This window comes from Ferruginibacter sp. (assembly GCF_028288465.1).
Lineage (GTDB): Bacteria > Bacteroidota > Bacteroidia > Chitinophagales > Chitinophagaceae > Ferruginibacter.
This window is the reverse complement of sequence record NZ_JAQBNR010000015.1, coordinates 314,065-329,330: the sequence shown is the minus strand read 5'-3', so window position 1 is coordinate 329,330 and position 15,266 is coordinate 314,065. Positions and strand designations below refer to the sequence as shown.

Genomic DNA, 15,266 nt, shown 5'->3' with positions numbered 1-15,266 from the left:
TTTTTTAGTGATGTTCTTTATCAGGTAAACTGTAAACAACCTTACCTGCAGAGTCGAGAAAATTAATTTTTGCTGCTCCCGTAGAATCAACAATAAGCTGAATTCTTGTTTTACCTTTTTTGTCTGCTAAGTTTATTAATGCTGATTTATCTGTGTCTTTACCAATAAAAACACGGTGAGCAAATGCTGGATCGCCGTTCAATGGTTCCATTAATTGTTTGAGTCTAAGGTCTCTATCTGGTCCGGCGGGTAATTTTTCTGTGGCTTTATATTGGTTGCGAAATTCTGGAAAAGTTGGACTGTTATGCCAATCGTCTACATACAAACCTGTTTTCTTGTCTCCATTATCGTCAAGATATTGAAAATATAGAACCTGATTTTGATTATATTGGTCAAACGAAAAATGTCCGGATGCAAAATATTTTCCACTACTATCTTTTCTCCCTGAAAAAACCAGTCCTCCGCATTCTGTTGCTTCGTCATTAAAAAATATTATACCCGGCCGATTGCCTCCCGGCATGCCAATTGGTTTTCCATAAAATAGATTTTCAGGTGATTTTTCCTTATTGGAAAGTATCATTCTATATTGCCCGTTCGGTTCAATAATATTGATTCGTTTTGCAGTTAGTTCCTCAACTGATAGCTTTTCTGTCTGCTTTTCCATTCTAAAAATTAAGAACAAGGCAAAAATTAGCAATAACGATGAAAAGACTGCATATACTGATAAAAAACGGATTTGCTTCTTAATCTTTTCCAGGCTGTCTGTCATTAGGGTTCATTTGTTTTTAAGGTTACACTATCTAAAATTGCAGCCCCTGAACTAGCGCAAGGCTTTAACGTTGGTAAATGTTCGTTGGCCTATCCTTGTGTCATTGCTGGTTCTGCAAAGTAAGACTTTCCCAATAATTTATATGCTTGCTTTTTGTTTGCACAGCTAACATGATCGCTGCAATGTGTGCATTATTATTGTTAGCGCATTTGTTGCCTGGCACAAGGATAGCCAACGCTCCTGCCCCGCCCTGCACCCCTTCGCCAACGAAGACTTTACTTCAGCAGCCCGCTTGCCCCAAACGGTGGTACACCGTCCACGGCCGTAAACTCACTTTCACGCAGTACCATTTTTTTTCTTATCTTTCTTTACGGGATATTGTTACCTGAAGTGCACTATTTTAAACAAATTAGCCTGCTGGTTGCAAGTTGCGGTGATGACAATTTGATTAACACCGTTCTTATTATAACTCCAAGCTGCAGGTGCCTGTTTATAATGAAGGGCCAGCCAGGCTGATGATATAACCAACTGCGTTTTTCCGCCAAACTGCTTTGTTATGGTAAAGTGCTGCATCATTATATTGCTGATATTATCCGGTAAGTTGTTTGCCCAAACCCCGCCAAATAATTGCATTCCTGTACTTACTATTGCTGAAGAGAAAAACAATATCTGCCCCGGTTCTACCGTCACGTTTCAGGCAACGGTTGCCAATAGCGGAACAAACGGCGTGTACGCATGGAAAAAAAATAACGTTGTTACAGGTGCCACCAGCAGTGCCGTTTACACCGACACAAATGTGCACGATGCGGATGTAGTAGTTTGTGAATACAGTTGTACAACTGCTTGCGGTGCAGATACCCTTGTGGTTAGCAATGCAATTACCCTGCATGTGCTCAATGATATTGAACCTACCATTAGCGTTGCCAATACCGATCCGCTTATTTGTGAGGGCGAACTGACCGTTTTTACAGCAACTGCTTACTATGGAAATTGGGTGCCGTTTTACCAGTGGTCTGTAAATGATAGCCTGGTAGGAACTAATAGCACGGTTTTTACCACTACCACCATTACCAATGGTTCCAGGATAAAATGTGTACTCACTGCGTCGTCACCAGCTTGCCCGGGCTTAACAAAATCTACGTCTTCTCAACTCACCATTTATGTTTATCCAATGATTCATCCGGCTATCAAAATTACCCCCAGCAAAGCATCCATTTGCAGGGGCGAAACCGTCACCTTTACAGCAACGGCAAACGGCGGAACCTTCCCTGCGTTTGCCTGGAAAATCAATGGCATATCAACCGGCGCGAACGCACCAACATTGGTTAGCGATACATTGAAGGAGGGTGATATTATCAGTTGTACGGTGACCATTGACCAGGACTCAAGATGTCATACCACCACAAGTGCCCCTTCAAATGAAATAGTGATGCATGTGCGGGATTTTATAGATCCAATTGTAACGATTGCTTCCACGCCGGATGTGTGTAAGGGAAAGCCCGTAACCTTTACGGCCACCACGCAAAACGCAGGGGATTATACAATCTACCAATGGCAGGTAAATGGCCAAAATAAAGCCAGCTACTCCGCCACCTACACCAATGATCAACTGGCAAATGGCGATACGGTTTCCTGCATAGTATCAACCAGCATCCCGGGTTGTGCATTACCGGTAAGCGTATTGTCCAATAAAAAAGTGGTCAGGGTAAAAAGTGTTCCCGAAATCAGCTTTACTCCTCCTGAGGTATCCGTTCTATCGGGAGAGCCGGCGCAGCTACAGGCTGTTGTTTCAGGCCATCCAGGTTCGGTTAAATGGACCCCCGCCGGGTTGGTAGTAAAGCCGCAATCGTTGCTATCTTCCACCGTTCCATTAACGGAGAACACTGTTTTTACATTAGACGTTGCAGATACCAACGGCTGCCCCACCAGCAAAGAATTGGTGGTTAAGGTGATTCACAGCTTATTTATGCCTTCCTCTTTTACGCCGAATAATGATGGCAAAAACGATGTGTACCGCATACCGCCCGGTGCCTCTCTCAGCTTACAGGATTTCTCCATATTTGACCGCTGGGGAAATATTGTTTTCAAAACCAGTAACATTACAAAGGGCTGGGATGGTACGCAAAAAGGTGAGCCGCTGGCTACGGGTGTTTATGTTTACCTGGTGAAAGGAAGGGTGCTTGATAAACCGGTGATGATAAAAGGAACGGTAGTTTTACATCGGTAAGTTGAGTGCGTGTCCGACTTGCAGCTAATGCCTGGCTAAATAAAATTGCCCCAAAGGCGAAAGCCCTGGGTCTGCCTCCGGGGCGGGTGCATCTTCCATCACCGAAAACCCTTTCTTCCCGTGGTCCGGTGTCCTCTTCGGTTAGCATACTTCACCAAAATGTGTTAGTATGCTGAACTCATCTCCCATCCCTTCGTAAAACCAATACGTTGTAAAGTCTTATTCAACGACAGCAGGCTATTGAAGACAGTCATTTTATTTTCATGCGGCTTTAAAAAATGCTACCATTGATGGATGGTTATTGTCCAAAAAAGATACTTCATTTAATCCGGAGTCCGAATTGAGATGACCATTGTATTTAAAGTTGCCGGCTTGCACTTTTTATTTGTAAGTTAATTTATTTTGCTACAGGGCGGTGGGGCGCAACCTTGGCGGTGGAAGGGGTTACACCAACCACGGAAGCAGAGTGTACAACAATTAAGGAATTACGTTATGATAACGATCACTTATCTTAATGACCATAAACATTTGATTCGCTTTGGCTGCCGGATATTTTTATAACCTGGTCATCGTAAGCAAGCAAATATTTCATTATGGAAAAGTTATACATTAATTCGAAACGGTCTTTAATAGTAACCATTCTGTTGTCATTATTCACCTGGCAGGCATCCGCACAATTGTTGCTGGATCCCAAAACACAAACTCAATTTGTAAATCCATTACCTGTTCCATCGGTTATTGACGGGCGCAACGGTGGCTTATTTACCATCGGCATTTCGCAATTCGATCAATGGCTAGGTTTGACTGATCCTGTAACCCAACAACCGATGCCAACCAAAGTATGGGGCTACAATGGCAGCTATCCCGGCCCTACAATCCTTGCTAAAAAAAATATACCGATTGATGTTTTCTGGCGCAATAACCTGGTGGACGGAAACAACCGGCCGTTGCCACACTTATTACCGGTAGATTATACAGTGCATGATGCCCTTGATTATGTTCCCAACGGGCAGCAGTACGGCGTACCTGTTGTGACCCACCTGCATGGCGGCCATACCGAGTCAGCCAGCGATGGTTTACCCGATGCCTGGTTTACCCCTGGTTTTTCTTTAAAAGGACACGGTTTCATTAAAGGTGATGTAACACCCTATCATTACAGCAACACGCAGGAAGCTGCTACCATCTGGTACCACGACCATGCTTTGGGAATGACAAGACTAAATGTTTATGCCGGACTTGCAGGGTATTATTTAATTACCGATGACAATGAAACCAACTTGCAAAACACCGGTAAGCTACCTGCAGCTCCTTATGATTTGGGTTTAGCTATTCAGGACAAAATGTTTACCAATGCGGGCCAATTGTTTTATCCTTCCAAGCCCGAGGACGAAGAAGAAGGAGGACCACAGCCCAACCCCACCGCATTGCCGGAGTTTTTCGGAGATTTTATTTTAGTGAACGGCAAAACCTGGCCTGTGCTGGATGTCGAACCACGGCAGTACCGCTTTCGGGTACTCAACGGTTCAGATTCCCGTTTTTATAATTTATTTCTTTCAGCCAACCAGCCAATACAACAAATTGGCAGCGATGACGGTTTGTTACCGTCACCCGTTTCCCTGACACAAATGCTGATTGCCCCGGGTGAAAGGAAAGATATAGTGCTTGATTTTGCCAACCCTGCTTTATGGGGACAAACTATTATCCTTCATAACAATGCAAAAACGCCTTATCCAAAAGGAGATGCAGTAAACCCGCAAACAACAGGACGCATCATGGCGTTCAGGGTTAACAGACCGCTGAATAAAAATTACCCGCTAACTAAATTACCCGCCGTATTGCGGGCACCTATCACCGCATTACAAACTTCTCTGCCGCCCCGCAAACTCATTCTGTTTGAAGCAAGGGATGAATTTGGCCGTTTAAAACCTATGCTCGGTACGGTAGAAAATGGTGTGCTGGAATGGCACGATCCCATCACTGAAAACCCGATGCTGAACAGTACAGAAGTCTGGGAAATATACAACGAAACCATGGATGCACACCCCATTCACCTGCACATGGTAAGTATGCAACTTGTCAACCGCGAGAAATTCAATGCCAGCGTTGATATGGAAAATGGCAAACCTTCGGGTATCAGATTGGTAGGGCAACCGCAAACACCGGCACCCGAGGAACAGGGATGGAAAGATACCTGGGTAATGTATCCCGGCGAGGTAACCAGGGTAATTGCCAATTTTGATATTGGGGGATTGTATGCATGGCACTGTCATATTCTTTCACACGAAGACCACGAAATGATGCGGTCTTTTTATGTGGGAGAAATGCGGGATCACATGAACGGGATGCGTGCTTTTGTGAAGGCTGCACCGGCCGTGGAACAGTTACAATTACAAACGGCTCCTAATCCCTTCAGCAACCAGTTTAGTATCAGGTTCAATCTGCCAAAATCATCCATGGTTACGGTTAACATATATGATGCAAAAGGAAGCCTGTTAAAAAAAATCTATCGTGGCGCAATGAGTCACGGACCGCAGCAATTATATGTAGCAGGTATTCAATGGACTGCCGGCATTTATTATTGTGAAGTAATTAGTGACAATGAAAGATGGACGAAAAAAATGATTTTGCATAAATGAGGAGGGCCCATCTTTTTCCGGTGGCGTCACGGATATGTTGTGCTCATCCCAGACGCAGTACACCTCTTTCAAGCAACGTCTCTCTCCGGCCCTTTGCAGCATAGCTGAGGACTTTGCGTCAAGTTGAATTACGCTTTGCTTAAATTAAAGTTTACCTCTTCCATATCCATAAAATTGGGAACCGGATAAATGCCCTGTACACCAGTGAGATAAAATTTTGCCGGGCTATGAATGTAGTCAATTAGATTGGCTGCCAGTTGCCGTTTGCCTGTGCACGGGTTGTTATGCATGTATTTTAGTTAGCTTACCAGCAACGTCTCTCTCCGGGCCTTTGCAGCATAATCGGGGACGTTGCGTCTGGCTGATTACTTTCGTTGCTCCGCAGTACGCAACGTCCCTGGCCAACGCACTGGATCGGGAGGAGACTTTGCCGGGAAGGAGACACGTTGCCGGCAAGGAAGGTTTACACCAACCACGGAAGCCGAACTATCCAATCCTCTCATTCGTGACACACCCAACCACGGAAGCGTAAATTTGCCCGTACTTATAATGCAACACTAACCTGCATTTCAAACAAAGAGGGCACACGCTGTACGCTTCTCCTGCCTGCTTAGCTGCAAACAAAATCAATGTTAATCGGCGTTCCAGTCGGCAATTTTTCTATGAGGTATAAGGTCTGCCACTTCAAAAAGGGACTGTGTCAGTAAAAGGTCAGCATCAAAATATTCGCATAAGGCAGCCGCTTTATGAATTTCTAAAACAATAAAAGCAACCCCATGATTCATATGCCGTTGTTTTTGATGCAGTACAAAATCACCCGCTTCAATATTTTCCATGAGTACATTTATTAATTGATGAAGTAATTGTAAGGATTATGCAGATTGAACCAGGTTTAAATCACACTCCATAAAATAGTCGCTGCAAACCTCTATCCCGCTTGCCCGGGCACATTCATAATTTCCCTCCGGCTGCACTTCGCCGGACGAGCTGTTAAAATCACCTGTGCCGGTTAACTTTATAATAAACAGTTGCCTTCCGCAGGATACTTGCTGAACGTGATCTCCAATTTTATATAAATGTATCATGCCTATTTTCTACCCTTCACAAGGTAAGTATCGGCAATCAGGCGTTTTTGTATAATTAAAATGAAATTTTGTAAAATTCACAGGTAATTCACCTGTAAACCGACTGCGCTGCCATATTGATTGTTTCGATGCCTGCATTATTATTGTTAATGCATTTGTTGTTTGGCAGATGATAGCTAGAAATACACTTTCCTGTCAATGCACCAACGCGGACTTAATTTTTGCTTCCGTAGCTCGTGCCTCTTCCATCACCGACAACCCTTTCTTCCCGTGGTCCGGCGTCTTCACCCACCACGTCTTCTGTTAGCATACTTCACCAAAATGGGTTAGTATGCCGAACTCATCTTCCTGCCCTTCATAAAACCTGGCCGATAAAAAGCGGTAATCTGCGGACGTTGCTGCGAAAAAAGATAGAATGCCGGGAAGGAAATCGCTATATGCAGGCGAAGCACTTGCAATTGTTATTTTAAATAGTTAGTTTCACCCTGTCCAATCACAACACTTAAAAAACAACCTATGCTGCAAGTGTACCGCAACACTTCCATTTTTGTATTTCTTGTCTTTATAGGAGTACAGTGGGGATTTTATCATCCTTACACCAGCCAGTTTCCACATTTTAAAAATGCCACAACAGTAATACATATTCATGGTGCCTTGCTGATGACATGGATACTGCTGCTGATAGTGCAGCCCTTACTCATACAATCAGGCAGGGCCAGCCTGCACAAAAAAATAGGCAATGTTTCCTGGGTACTGGGGCCGCTTGTTATCGCTTTCCTTTTCCTCATCGGCAGGTCGGGGTATACAAGGGGGTTGGGCACTGTGCCCGAACATGAAAACCTCACTTTTGTTGCGCTGGATATGCGGGGTTTTATTTCCTTTGCCATTTTCTGGAGCCTGGCCATGATCTACCGAAAAACGCCCAACACACATATGCGGTATATGATTGCTACAGGCATCCTGGCCATCGGGCCCGGTATTGGGCGGGGGCTGATATATAGTGCCGGAATGAACATAGGCGATGCCATAACCATTGCTGATGCGCTGGACCTGGCAATCGTTGGCGTATTGCTTGGGTTTGATGTATACCGGAAGAAAAACTACAAACCCTTCCTTACCATTTTTTTGATATTGCTCATCGGTTCCCTGCTCTGGCAATTAAGGGATAGTGCTTTTTGGCAAAGCTTTGCTAAAACCTATGCCAGCCTGTTTTATTGATAAATCACGGGGGCGGCGGAGTGGGTGTGGGCCTGGTGATATGGTGCTTTGCTGCCCTGGCCGGTATTTTTCCAGCAACGTCTTTCAACGGGCTTTTGCAGCATGGCTGAGGACGTTGCGCCGGGCTGATTATGCTTGTTGCATCGTAATACGCAACGTCCCTGGCCAACGCACTGGCCCGGGAGGAGACGTTGCCGGGAAGGAGCTGGTAGATATCCATAATGATGGTCAACAATGTGCCGCCACAAATGTTGTAAACAGATGGCTACAAAAAAACATTTCCCAACCAGCTATGCTGCCATAGTAAAACGGATGAAGAGCATAAAGCCAACGCAGTATGGCAACACCAGAAACTTTATTGATGGGAAGGTAACCTGGCTCTCACCCTATATTTCAAGAGGTGTAATCAGCACCAAACAGGTTTTGGATCTTGTATTGAAACAGCAGGATATAAAACCATACGGTGTGTACAAGTTGATACAGGAGCTTGCCTGGCGGGATTTTTTTCAATTGGTATACAAATCGCTTGGCAATGATATACTCAAAGACATCACTTACAAACAACCCAATGCAAAATACAAAAGCATGCCCTATGCAATACAGCATGCAACAACAGGCATTACAGTGTTAGATGAATTATTAGGGCGCTTTTACAATACAGGTTACCTGCACAACCACGTGCGCATGTACATGGCATCCATCACTTGCAATGTCGCCAAAACCTATTGGTTACAACCTTCCAGGTGGCTGTATTATCATTTGCTTGACGGTGATATTGCAAGCAATACGTGCAGCTGGCAATGGGTTGCCGGCGCATTTTCCTGGAAACAATATTATTGCAACCAGGACAATATTAACCGTTATACACATACTCTACAGAAGGATACATTTTTGGATAAACCTTACGATGTATTGGTAAAGATGGATATACCTGAAGGGTTTAAAAAGCGTACTACGCTTACACTTACTACTACCCTGCCCAAAACAATAACTCCCAAAATAAATACAGCATTGCCAACGCTTATTTATAATTCTTACAATCTCGACCCATTATGGCGAAAGAAAGAAAAAGCAAACCGCATTCTGTTACTGGAACCATCGCACTTTAAACAATTCCCGGTAAGTGATGATGTTATTACATTCATTACTGGCCTGGCGGAAAATATAAAAGGCATACAAATTTTTAGCGGTGAAGTAAAGGCCCTTACAGCATTTTATAAAAAAACAGGCGTTACAGACCCTGTGTTTATTTCCAAAGAGCATCCATCGTGCACTCATTATCCCGGCATAAAAGATGAAAGAGACTGGATGTTTCCCGAAATAACCGGCTTTCATAAATCGTATTCGGCGTTCTGGAAAAAAGCTGACAAACTGCTTAAGGCAATGAAATAATGGTGTTAAAATTTATCAGCGTCAAGTTTCGTGGCACACGGAATATTTACCGCTTTCCAGCAACTTCTCTCAACGGACCTTTGCAGCATAGCCGGGGACGTTGCGTCTGGCTGATTACTTTCGTTGCTCCGTAGTACACAACGTCCCTGGCTAACGCACTGGCCCGGGAGGAGACGTTGCTGGAAAGGAAGCTTCCATCTGGTTTGCTGCCCCCCTTGCAAATTGAACGAACTGTCTTGTTATAAAACAGTTTTACACAAATACTTGCAAAAGTAAATTTTTATTGCATTATTGCAGTCCAGTTGCTGGCCGGGATACCTGCCGGCGGCGCTCGAATGGAGATGTTGACTTAAGTGATGATTGAGGAGCACCCGCAATGGTAATAAAAAAAACTCATTTCTATAACAGCCTGCAAAAAAACAACCGCATGACTCCTTACCGGCAAAATATTATCAACAGCTATTCTTATATAATGGCTGCCCAATTCCTTTTGTTCAAGGGCGCTTTTATGATACACAACGATGTAGGAATAAAAGAAATGGACTATTACCTTGAGAATGCTGAAGGAATGGACATGAGTATCTTCGATGACAGCGATGACGTTATGGTGAAAACAATAACGGCGTGTATTGACGATGCTGAGATTTTGCTGAATGAACTGGAGGAAAGAAATCAATTGTTTATAGACGACCTTGATCATAGTGATATTGATGAAACGTACGAAGAGAAAGGTAAAAAACAAGCGATGGTTAATAAAGATATCGGACTTGTCATCTTTGGGTTGACTGTGGAAGTACTCAGTCGTACAGAAAAAGCGATAAAAGCGCTTTGTGAAATAAAACATGAAATGCATCCTGCCAGCATTAAAGATGAATGGCAATATGACGATGATAACATACGGTTAATTGCTGCTTTTTACAGGAAGCTGTCTTTGTTGGTGGAGCACCTGGAGAAAGAAACAAACTCAATTGCCGAAAAAAGGAACTGGTAAGATAACTGGCATTTACCATTTCTTCCGGCAACGCTTCTTTTTTCCAGCAACGTCTCTCAACGGGCTTTTGCAGTATGGTTGAGGACGTTGCGTCTGGCTGATTACATCCGTTGCTCCGTGGTGAGCAAGGTCCCTGGCCAACGCACTGGCCCGGGAGGAGACGTTGCCGGGACGGAGCACGTTGCTGCGAAGTAGTATGTAAAGTACTAAATCAAACAACCTTTCAACGCACGATTGTGACTGTTCCTTTTCGAAAAGAAGGTTTCTGCTGATCCAGCTGATACGAACATTGCCAGACAAAAACGGAGGTAGAATACTTTGTACCATTGTGCGTGCCGTCCCACCCTTTGGCTGGATCAGTTGTTTGAAAAATGACCTGGCCGGCACGGTTGAATATTTGGAGTTTAAATGACAATAGTCTTCCAAAAACGCTTGCCCTGAAAATGTCATTTTTGCCATCATTGCCGGGTGAAAAGGCTGTCGGAATATACACACCATTCATGCAATCTTTTTTATAAACCGTAACGGTATCCGTCGCAACGCATCCATTTACGTCTGTTACCTTTAACCAGTATTCACCAGGCTGCTCTGCAACAATACCATTTTCAAAAGATCCCGTAGACCACAGATATTGTTTATACGGTTGCAATGCGATAATATTAAGTTTGTCGTAACTGCAGATGCTATCCTTTTTTTTCAAAAAGTTTGCTGGTGTGGGCAATATATTTCTGACTATAAAACTGTCGGTTGCGCTGCAGTTAAAGCTATTGGTAACCCGCACCCAGAAAACACCCTCAGCTTTCACTGTAAAACTGCCCGACGCAGACATATCCTGCCACAGGTAATTCGTGAAAGATCCCGGACTTATTACCAGTTGTGTACCAGCACATAAGTCGGTGTCAGGGCCTAAGGCTGGCGCTGGTTTGGGAGATACCGTTAAACTGGTAGTGACAATTGAATCACAATTTGTCCAGGAAGCAAGCGTATCCAAATATATTCCGGAAACGGTTTGCTTCGCTCCTCCAGCAAAAAAACTTTCACCCTGGCAAATAGTTTTAATTTGCTGTGTGTACTTTTTGTTGATGGTAAGATGAAGTGTAATGATCGAATCGCAGCCTATACTGTTAGTAATCCTACGTATGTATATTCCGGTCGAATCAAATGTTTCGTTGTTCAGCATATAATTGTCGCAGGTGCTGATATTTAAAGTGGATGTTGTGACGTTTGTACACCGTGATAGCTTTAACACAAAAGGTGCTTCACTGTTTCCACTGTAGAGCGGATACACATTCGGGCCAGGATCAAAATCAACGGTGCCGGATAGATATCCTGTGATATAAATATTTTGCATATCGTCAAGTGCCATCCGGCGTGTGAGGCAATCTCCATAATCTGTAGCAGGCTGATCGAAAGGCACAGCATAAATAAAACCTCCGTCCTGGTCTACTTTGACAAGTGCAGAGCCACCATATTGATTCAGGGTAGTAACAGGATATACTCCAGGCCCCGGGTCCATATCAGTAGTTTGACCAATAAATCCCACAGCGTTTACCATCCCATCATTACCTATAGCCACATCGGCACCACCATCACTACCGCTTCCTGCAAATGCATCTACCCACCCAAACTCACCTGCTACATTTAGTTTAAGAAGATACCAGTCGTAATTACTACTGCTGATAATGTGCGTAGCGGCGCCAGGGTCAAAGTCAAAAGTTCCCATAAAATCGCCGGTCACATACACATTCTGTTTTGAATCAACAGCAATGCCATGGGTGTCAGAATATTGGTAATAATCGCCTGTTGTGTTACCAACACTTTTGCACCATATGTAGTTGCCGTCAGGGGTTAATTTTGCAATGTACGCATCCCTGAGCCCATGGCTTTTCAATAAATAAGACGCCGGGCCCGGGTCAAAATCACATTCTCCCGCAAAATCCCCGGTGAGATAGATGTTCCCCCCGGAATCAGATTTCACATCTGCAATATTAGAACCCGAATACACGACCGGTGACGTTCCAAATTGTTTGGCCCAAATAAAATCGCCGTTACTTGTTAATTTCACTATAAACGCCTGTATATGGGCTGTGGAGGTTATGTTATAAACAGCGGGGCCCGGATCAAAATCAACTGTATTATTAAAATTGCCACAAACAATCACGTTATTGTCGTTATCAATACTCAACACATCCGAACGGGGCACCGTATCTCCCGGGCCACCAAATTGCTTTGCCCACACAAGATTTCCGCTGGGATTGTATTTCGCTACGAAAGCATCCCACCCCCCGGTAGGCGATAACATATATACACCTGTTCCCGGATCAAAATCTGTAGGGAGCCGCAATTCGGAAGCTATACATACATTATCGTCTTTGTCAACCCTTATCTCGATATTCCCAAACTCAACGTAAGTTGGTATTTGTATGGCCCATAAAAAATCGCCAGATGGACTGAGCTTGGAAAGGTAAATTGCTGTATTGGCCCAGTTGCCGGCTGCAAGCATAAATACACCAGGGCCGGGATCAAAGTCAACAGTGTAACCAAAAAGGCCGGCAGAATAAACATTACCCTGTTTATCTACCGCTACGGATCTTCCATTACTGTAAGCCGATTGATTACCGTTTCCAACAAAAGCTTTGGCCCATTGAAATATGGGCTTTTGCGAAACAGCATTTGTAAAGTTGAACAGGAAAATGATCAATATAAAGCACTTATTTCTCATGGCTGGCGGGTAGGGTTTTGCAAGCAATATAAAACTAAACGGAAGATATAAAAAAAAGATGATTTAAATGCTAACAACCGCCAGTAACCTTTTTCAATGCGGAGTTCCCCATCTCATCTGGCGCACACGTGTATGTCACCCAGGATTCACACACCGACTGAAATTGCTTTCCATCAACGTCTTTCACCGGGCCTTTGCAGCAAGGCTGAAGACGTTGCGCCTGGCTGATTACATCCGTTGCTCCGTGGTACACAAGGTCCCTGGCCAACGCACTGGCCCGGGAGGAGACGTTGCCGGGACGGAAAAGCACCTGCGTTTTGATGAAAGACGCGGGCGGGAAAAAACCTGATAGGTTTGTAACATATTGATTTCTTAATGCGTTTTAATGATATCACATTATGAAATTCTTCCTCATTCTATTGGGTCTTGTTTGCGCCCGGTCATGTGGCGTCACCAGCGATGCGGCAAAATTGACCGACCAGGTAAACATACAAGGAACCTGGTTGGCGCAAACAGAAAGCCAAAACAGCATCAAAAAGAACGTGACTTACGTGTATGTCTTCAGCGGAGATAAAGTTACTTTCACAGACGAGACTGGAAAGGAGATGAAGTATTCGTTCAAGTTGGATACTACCGGCAATCCCAGGTTGCTTATTATCCAGCCAGCGGAGGCCAATTCGACGCCTGTCAGCGTTGCTTATGAGTTGAACGGAGATTCGCTGAAGATTGTAGTGGCACCTGCCGGTTTGCGCCCTGCAGCAATATCAGACAAAAACGATCAGGAGTTGATTATCTGCAAGCGAAAAGTTTGATGAACATTGTGCCCCGACGGGGTATTCGCAAACCCGGATCGTTGTAAGGTTTTGTACCCCCTTGACCGGATGTTGATGACAATCATTTTATTTTCATCCGGCTTTGATAAATGCTGCCATTGATTGAAGGTTATTGCCAAAAAAATACACTTCATTTTATCCGGTGTACGAATTGCTATGACCATTGTATTGAAGTCGCCGGCTTTCACTTTTGATTTGCAGGTTAAATTCATTTTGCTACCCGTCGGTGGGGCGCAAACCGGCGGATCGAAGCGTTTACACCAAACACGGAAGCAACGTCCATGGTTAACGCCCCCTCGCCCGGTAGCAGACGTTTGCGGGGAAGTTGTACATACACGCAGGCCGGCAAACGTTGTAGTTAACCGTTGAGTAATTTACTCCCGTTTCGTGGAAGCAGTTCGTCAAAAGAAGATCAGTTGCGCTAACAAATACGCAGAAAAATGGTTTGGCATACCGTTTTCGTGTTGTTAGACAAACAAAACAAATAATTATGAAACACATCTGGTTGGCAACAACAGTCGTATTAATGACTGCTGCCATGAAAACGACAGCGCAAACAGACACTTTGGTTAAAAAGTCTGATAGCACTATAACTACCCAGGATACCACGATCGCTGCACCCGGAACAACTGTTACGAAATCTACAAGCGTTACTACCGTATCAAACACATCGCACGTTACCACAACGTCAGAAAAAACCGGTCTACGGCTGGGTGTAAGAGCTGGTGTAAATTCTTCCAATATAAAGAAGAGCGGAAGTACCAACATTGACTTAACGACAGGTGCAAAGACGGGTTTTAATGCAGCCTTATTTTTAGAAATACCAGTCGTTCCTGCGTTTAGTATTCAGCCCGAAGTACAATTTTCGCAAAAAGGTTATAAAGCTACAGGCACCTACTCAAATGCACCCTATGAGTACAAACAAACTACTAACTTTATTGAAGTACCATTGCTGGCAAAATTTAAACCTACGCAGAATTTTGGCGTTGTAATAGGCCCGCAATTTTCTTTTTTAACATCAACAAAAACCAAAGTTACGGTTGCAAATGCCTCCCATGAAACCCTGGTTAAAAACGACAATGAAAACCTGAGAAAAAACATATTAGGCGGAGTAATAGGTTTAGAGGCGGCAGCAGGCCCCGTAATTTTTGATTTACGTTACAGCCTGGATTTCCAAAAGAATAATGGCGATGGCAGCAGTACAGTACCGGCTTATAAAAATCAGGTTATTGCCTTAAGTGCTGGTTTTAGATTTTAAAATATACTATTTAAAATTTGCTGAGGTTGTCTAAAAAGGCAACCTCTTTTTGCTTCCATAGCTGGTGCATTTTCCATCACCGAATACCCTTTCTTCCCGTGGTCCGGTGTCCTCACCGACCACGTCTTCGGTTAG

Annotated in this window: 13 protein-coding genes; 7 read left to right on the top strand and 6 right to left on the bottom strand. The window is 44.0% G+C overall.

Annotated elements, in window-relative coordinates:
* Positions 1-4: 4 nt before the first annotated feature.
* Positions 5-769 (bottom strand): hypothetical protein, encoded by a 765-nt coding sequence (locus JWR61_RS06435; RefSeq protein WP_301927013.1) that lies wholly within the window; start codon positions 767-769, stop codon positions 5-7.
* 556 nt (positions 770-1,325) lie between these two features.
* Here JWR61_RS06435 and JWR61_RS06430 point away from each other — a divergent pair.
* Positions 1,326-2,996 carry a gliding motility-associated C-terminal domain-containing protein gene (locus JWR61_RS06430; RefSeq protein WP_301927012.1) on the top strand — a complete coding sequence of 557 codons (1,671 nt, stop codon included), beginning with the start codon at positions 1,326-1,328 and terminating at the stop codon, positions 2,994-2,996.
* Positions 2,997-3,589: 593 nt separating this feature from the next.
* Positions 3,590-5,632 (top strand): multicopper oxidase domain-containing protein, encoded by a 2,043-nt coding sequence (locus JWR61_RS06425; protein WP_301927011.1) that lies wholly within the window; start codon positions 3,590-3,592, stop codon positions 5,630-5,632.
* A gap of 128 nt (positions 5,633-5,760) precedes the next feature.
* On the opposite strand, the gene JWR61_RS06420 is transcribed toward JWR61_RS06425, so the two are convergent.
* The 3 genes from JWR61_RS06420 to JWR61_RS06410 form a co-directional block, all read right to left on the bottom strand.
* The gene (locus JWR61_RS06420) at positions 5,761-5,922 is read right to left on the bottom strand and encodes a hypothetical protein (protein WP_301927010.1); all 162 of its coding nucleotides are present in this window, start codon (positions 5,920-5,922) and stop codon (positions 5,761-5,763) included.
* Between the two features lie 342 nt (positions 5,923-6,264).
* A complete protein-coding gene (locus JWR61_RS06415) occupies positions 6,265-6,468 on the bottom strand; it encodes a hypothetical protein (RefSeq protein ID WP_301927009.1) in 204 nt (67 codons plus the stop codon).
* Between the two features lie 36 nt (positions 6,469-6,504).
* Entirely contained in the window at positions 6,505-6,717 is a 213-nt protein-coding gene (locus JWR61_RS06410) for a hypothetical protein (RefSeq protein WP_301927008.1), read from the bottom strand.
* Positions 6,718-7,233: 516 nt separating this feature from the next.
* Between JWR61_RS06410 and JWR61_RS06405 the strand changes: the two genes are divergently transcribed.
* Positions 7,234-7,935: a hypothetical protein gene (locus JWR61_RS06405; RefSeq protein WP_301927007.1), complete on the top strand. Its 702-nt coding sequence runs from the start codon at positions 7,234-7,236 to the stop codon at positions 7,933-7,935.
* Between the two features lie 4 nt (positions 7,936-7,939).
* Here the strand turns inward: JWR61_RS06405 and JWR61_RS06400 are convergent, their stop codons facing one another.
* On the bottom strand, positions 7,940-8,170 hold the full coding sequence (locus JWR61_RS06400; RefSeq protein ID WP_301927006.1) for a hypothetical protein: 231 nt from the start codon (positions 8,168-8,170) through the stop codon (positions 7,940-7,942).
* A 26-nt stretch (positions 8,171-8,196) separates the two neighbouring features.
* On the opposite strand from JWR61_RS06400, the gene JWR61_RS06395 reads away from it, so the two are divergent.
* Entirely contained in the window at positions 8,197-9,327 is a 1,131-nt protein-coding gene (locus tag JWR61_RS06395; protein WP_301927005.1) for an FAD-binding domain-containing protein, read from the top strand.
* Between the two features lie 427 nt (positions 9,328-9,754).
* A complete protein-coding gene (locus tag JWR61_RS06390) occupies positions 9,755-10,318 on the top strand; it encodes a hypothetical protein (protein WP_301927004.1) in 564 nt (187 codons plus the stop codon).
* Positions 10,319-10,541: 223 nt separating this feature from the next.
* Here the strand turns inward: JWR61_RS06390 and JWR61_RS06385 are convergent, their stop codons facing one another.
* Entirely contained in the window at positions 10,542-13,040 is a 2,499-nt protein-coding gene (locus tag JWR61_RS06385) for a gliding motility-associated C-terminal domain-containing protein (protein ID WP_301927003.1), read from the bottom strand.
* A 398-nt stretch (positions 13,041-13,438) separates the two neighbouring features.
* Here JWR61_RS06385 and JWR61_RS06380 point away from each other — a divergent pair, with 398 nt between their 5' ends.
* The gene (locus tag JWR61_RS06380; RefSeq protein WP_301927002.1) at positions 13,439-13,852 is read left to right on the top strand and encodes a TIGR03067 domain-containing protein; all 414 of its coding nucleotides are present in this window, start codon (positions 13,439-13,441) and stop codon (positions 13,850-13,852) included.
* Positions 13,853-14,363: 511 nt separating this feature from the next.
* Positions 14,364-15,131: a porin family protein gene (locus tag JWR61_RS06375; protein ID WP_301927001.1), complete on the top strand. Its 768-nt coding sequence runs from the start codon at positions 14,364-14,366 to the stop codon at positions 15,129-15,131.
* The last annotated feature ends 135 nt before the right edge of the window (positions 15,132-15,266 follow it).

Excerpts from the sequence above, each read along its gene's own strand:
- JWR61_RS06385 (WP_301927003.1), bottom strand. The coding sequence starts at position 13,040 with ATGAGAAATAAGTGCTTTATATTGATCATTTTCCTGTTCAACTTTACA.
- JWR61_RS06425 (WP_301927011.1), top strand. The coding sequence starts at position 3,590 with ATGGAAAAGTTATACATTAATTCGAAACGGTCTTTAATAGTAACCATT.
- JWR61_RS06390 (WP_301927004.1), top strand. The coding sequence starts at position 9,755 with ATGACTCCTTACCGGCAAAATATTATCAACAGCTATTCTTATATAATG.
- JWR61_RS06420 (WP_301927010.1), bottom strand. The coding sequence starts at position 5,922 with ATGCATAACAACCCGTGCACAGGCAAACGGCAACTGGCAGCCAATCTA.
- JWR61_RS06415 (WP_301927009.1), bottom strand. The coding sequence starts at position 6,468 with ATGGAAAATATTGAAGCGGGTGATTTTGTACTGCATCAAAAACAACGG.
- JWR61_RS06375 (WP_301927001.1), top strand. The coding sequence starts at position 14,364 with ATGAAACACATCTGGTTGGCAACAACAGTCGTATTAATGACTGCTGCC.
- JWR61_RS06380 (WP_301927002.1), top strand. The coding sequence starts at position 13,439 with ATGAAATTCTTCCTCATTCTATTGGGTCTTGTTTGCGCCCGGTCATGT.
- JWR61_RS06430 (WP_301927012.1), top strand. The coding sequence starts at position 1,326 with ATGGTAAAGTGCTGCATCATTATATTGCTGATATTATCCGGTAAGTTG.
- JWR61_RS06435 (WP_301927013.1), bottom strand. The coding sequence starts at position 769 with ATGACAGACAGCCTGGAAAAGATTAAGAAGCAAATCCGTTTTTTATCA.
- JWR61_RS06405 (WP_301927007.1), top strand. The coding sequence starts at position 7,234 with ATGCTGCAAGTGTACCGCAACACTTCCATTTTTGTATTTCTTGTCTTT.
- JWR61_RS06410 (WP_301927008.1), bottom strand. The coding sequence starts at position 6,717 with ATGATACATTTATATAAAATTGGAGATCACGTTCAGCAAGTATCCTGC.
- JWR61_RS06395 (WP_301927005.1), top strand. The coding sequence starts at position 8,197 with ATGGCTACAAAAAAACATTTCCCAACCAGCTATGCTGCCATAGTAAAA.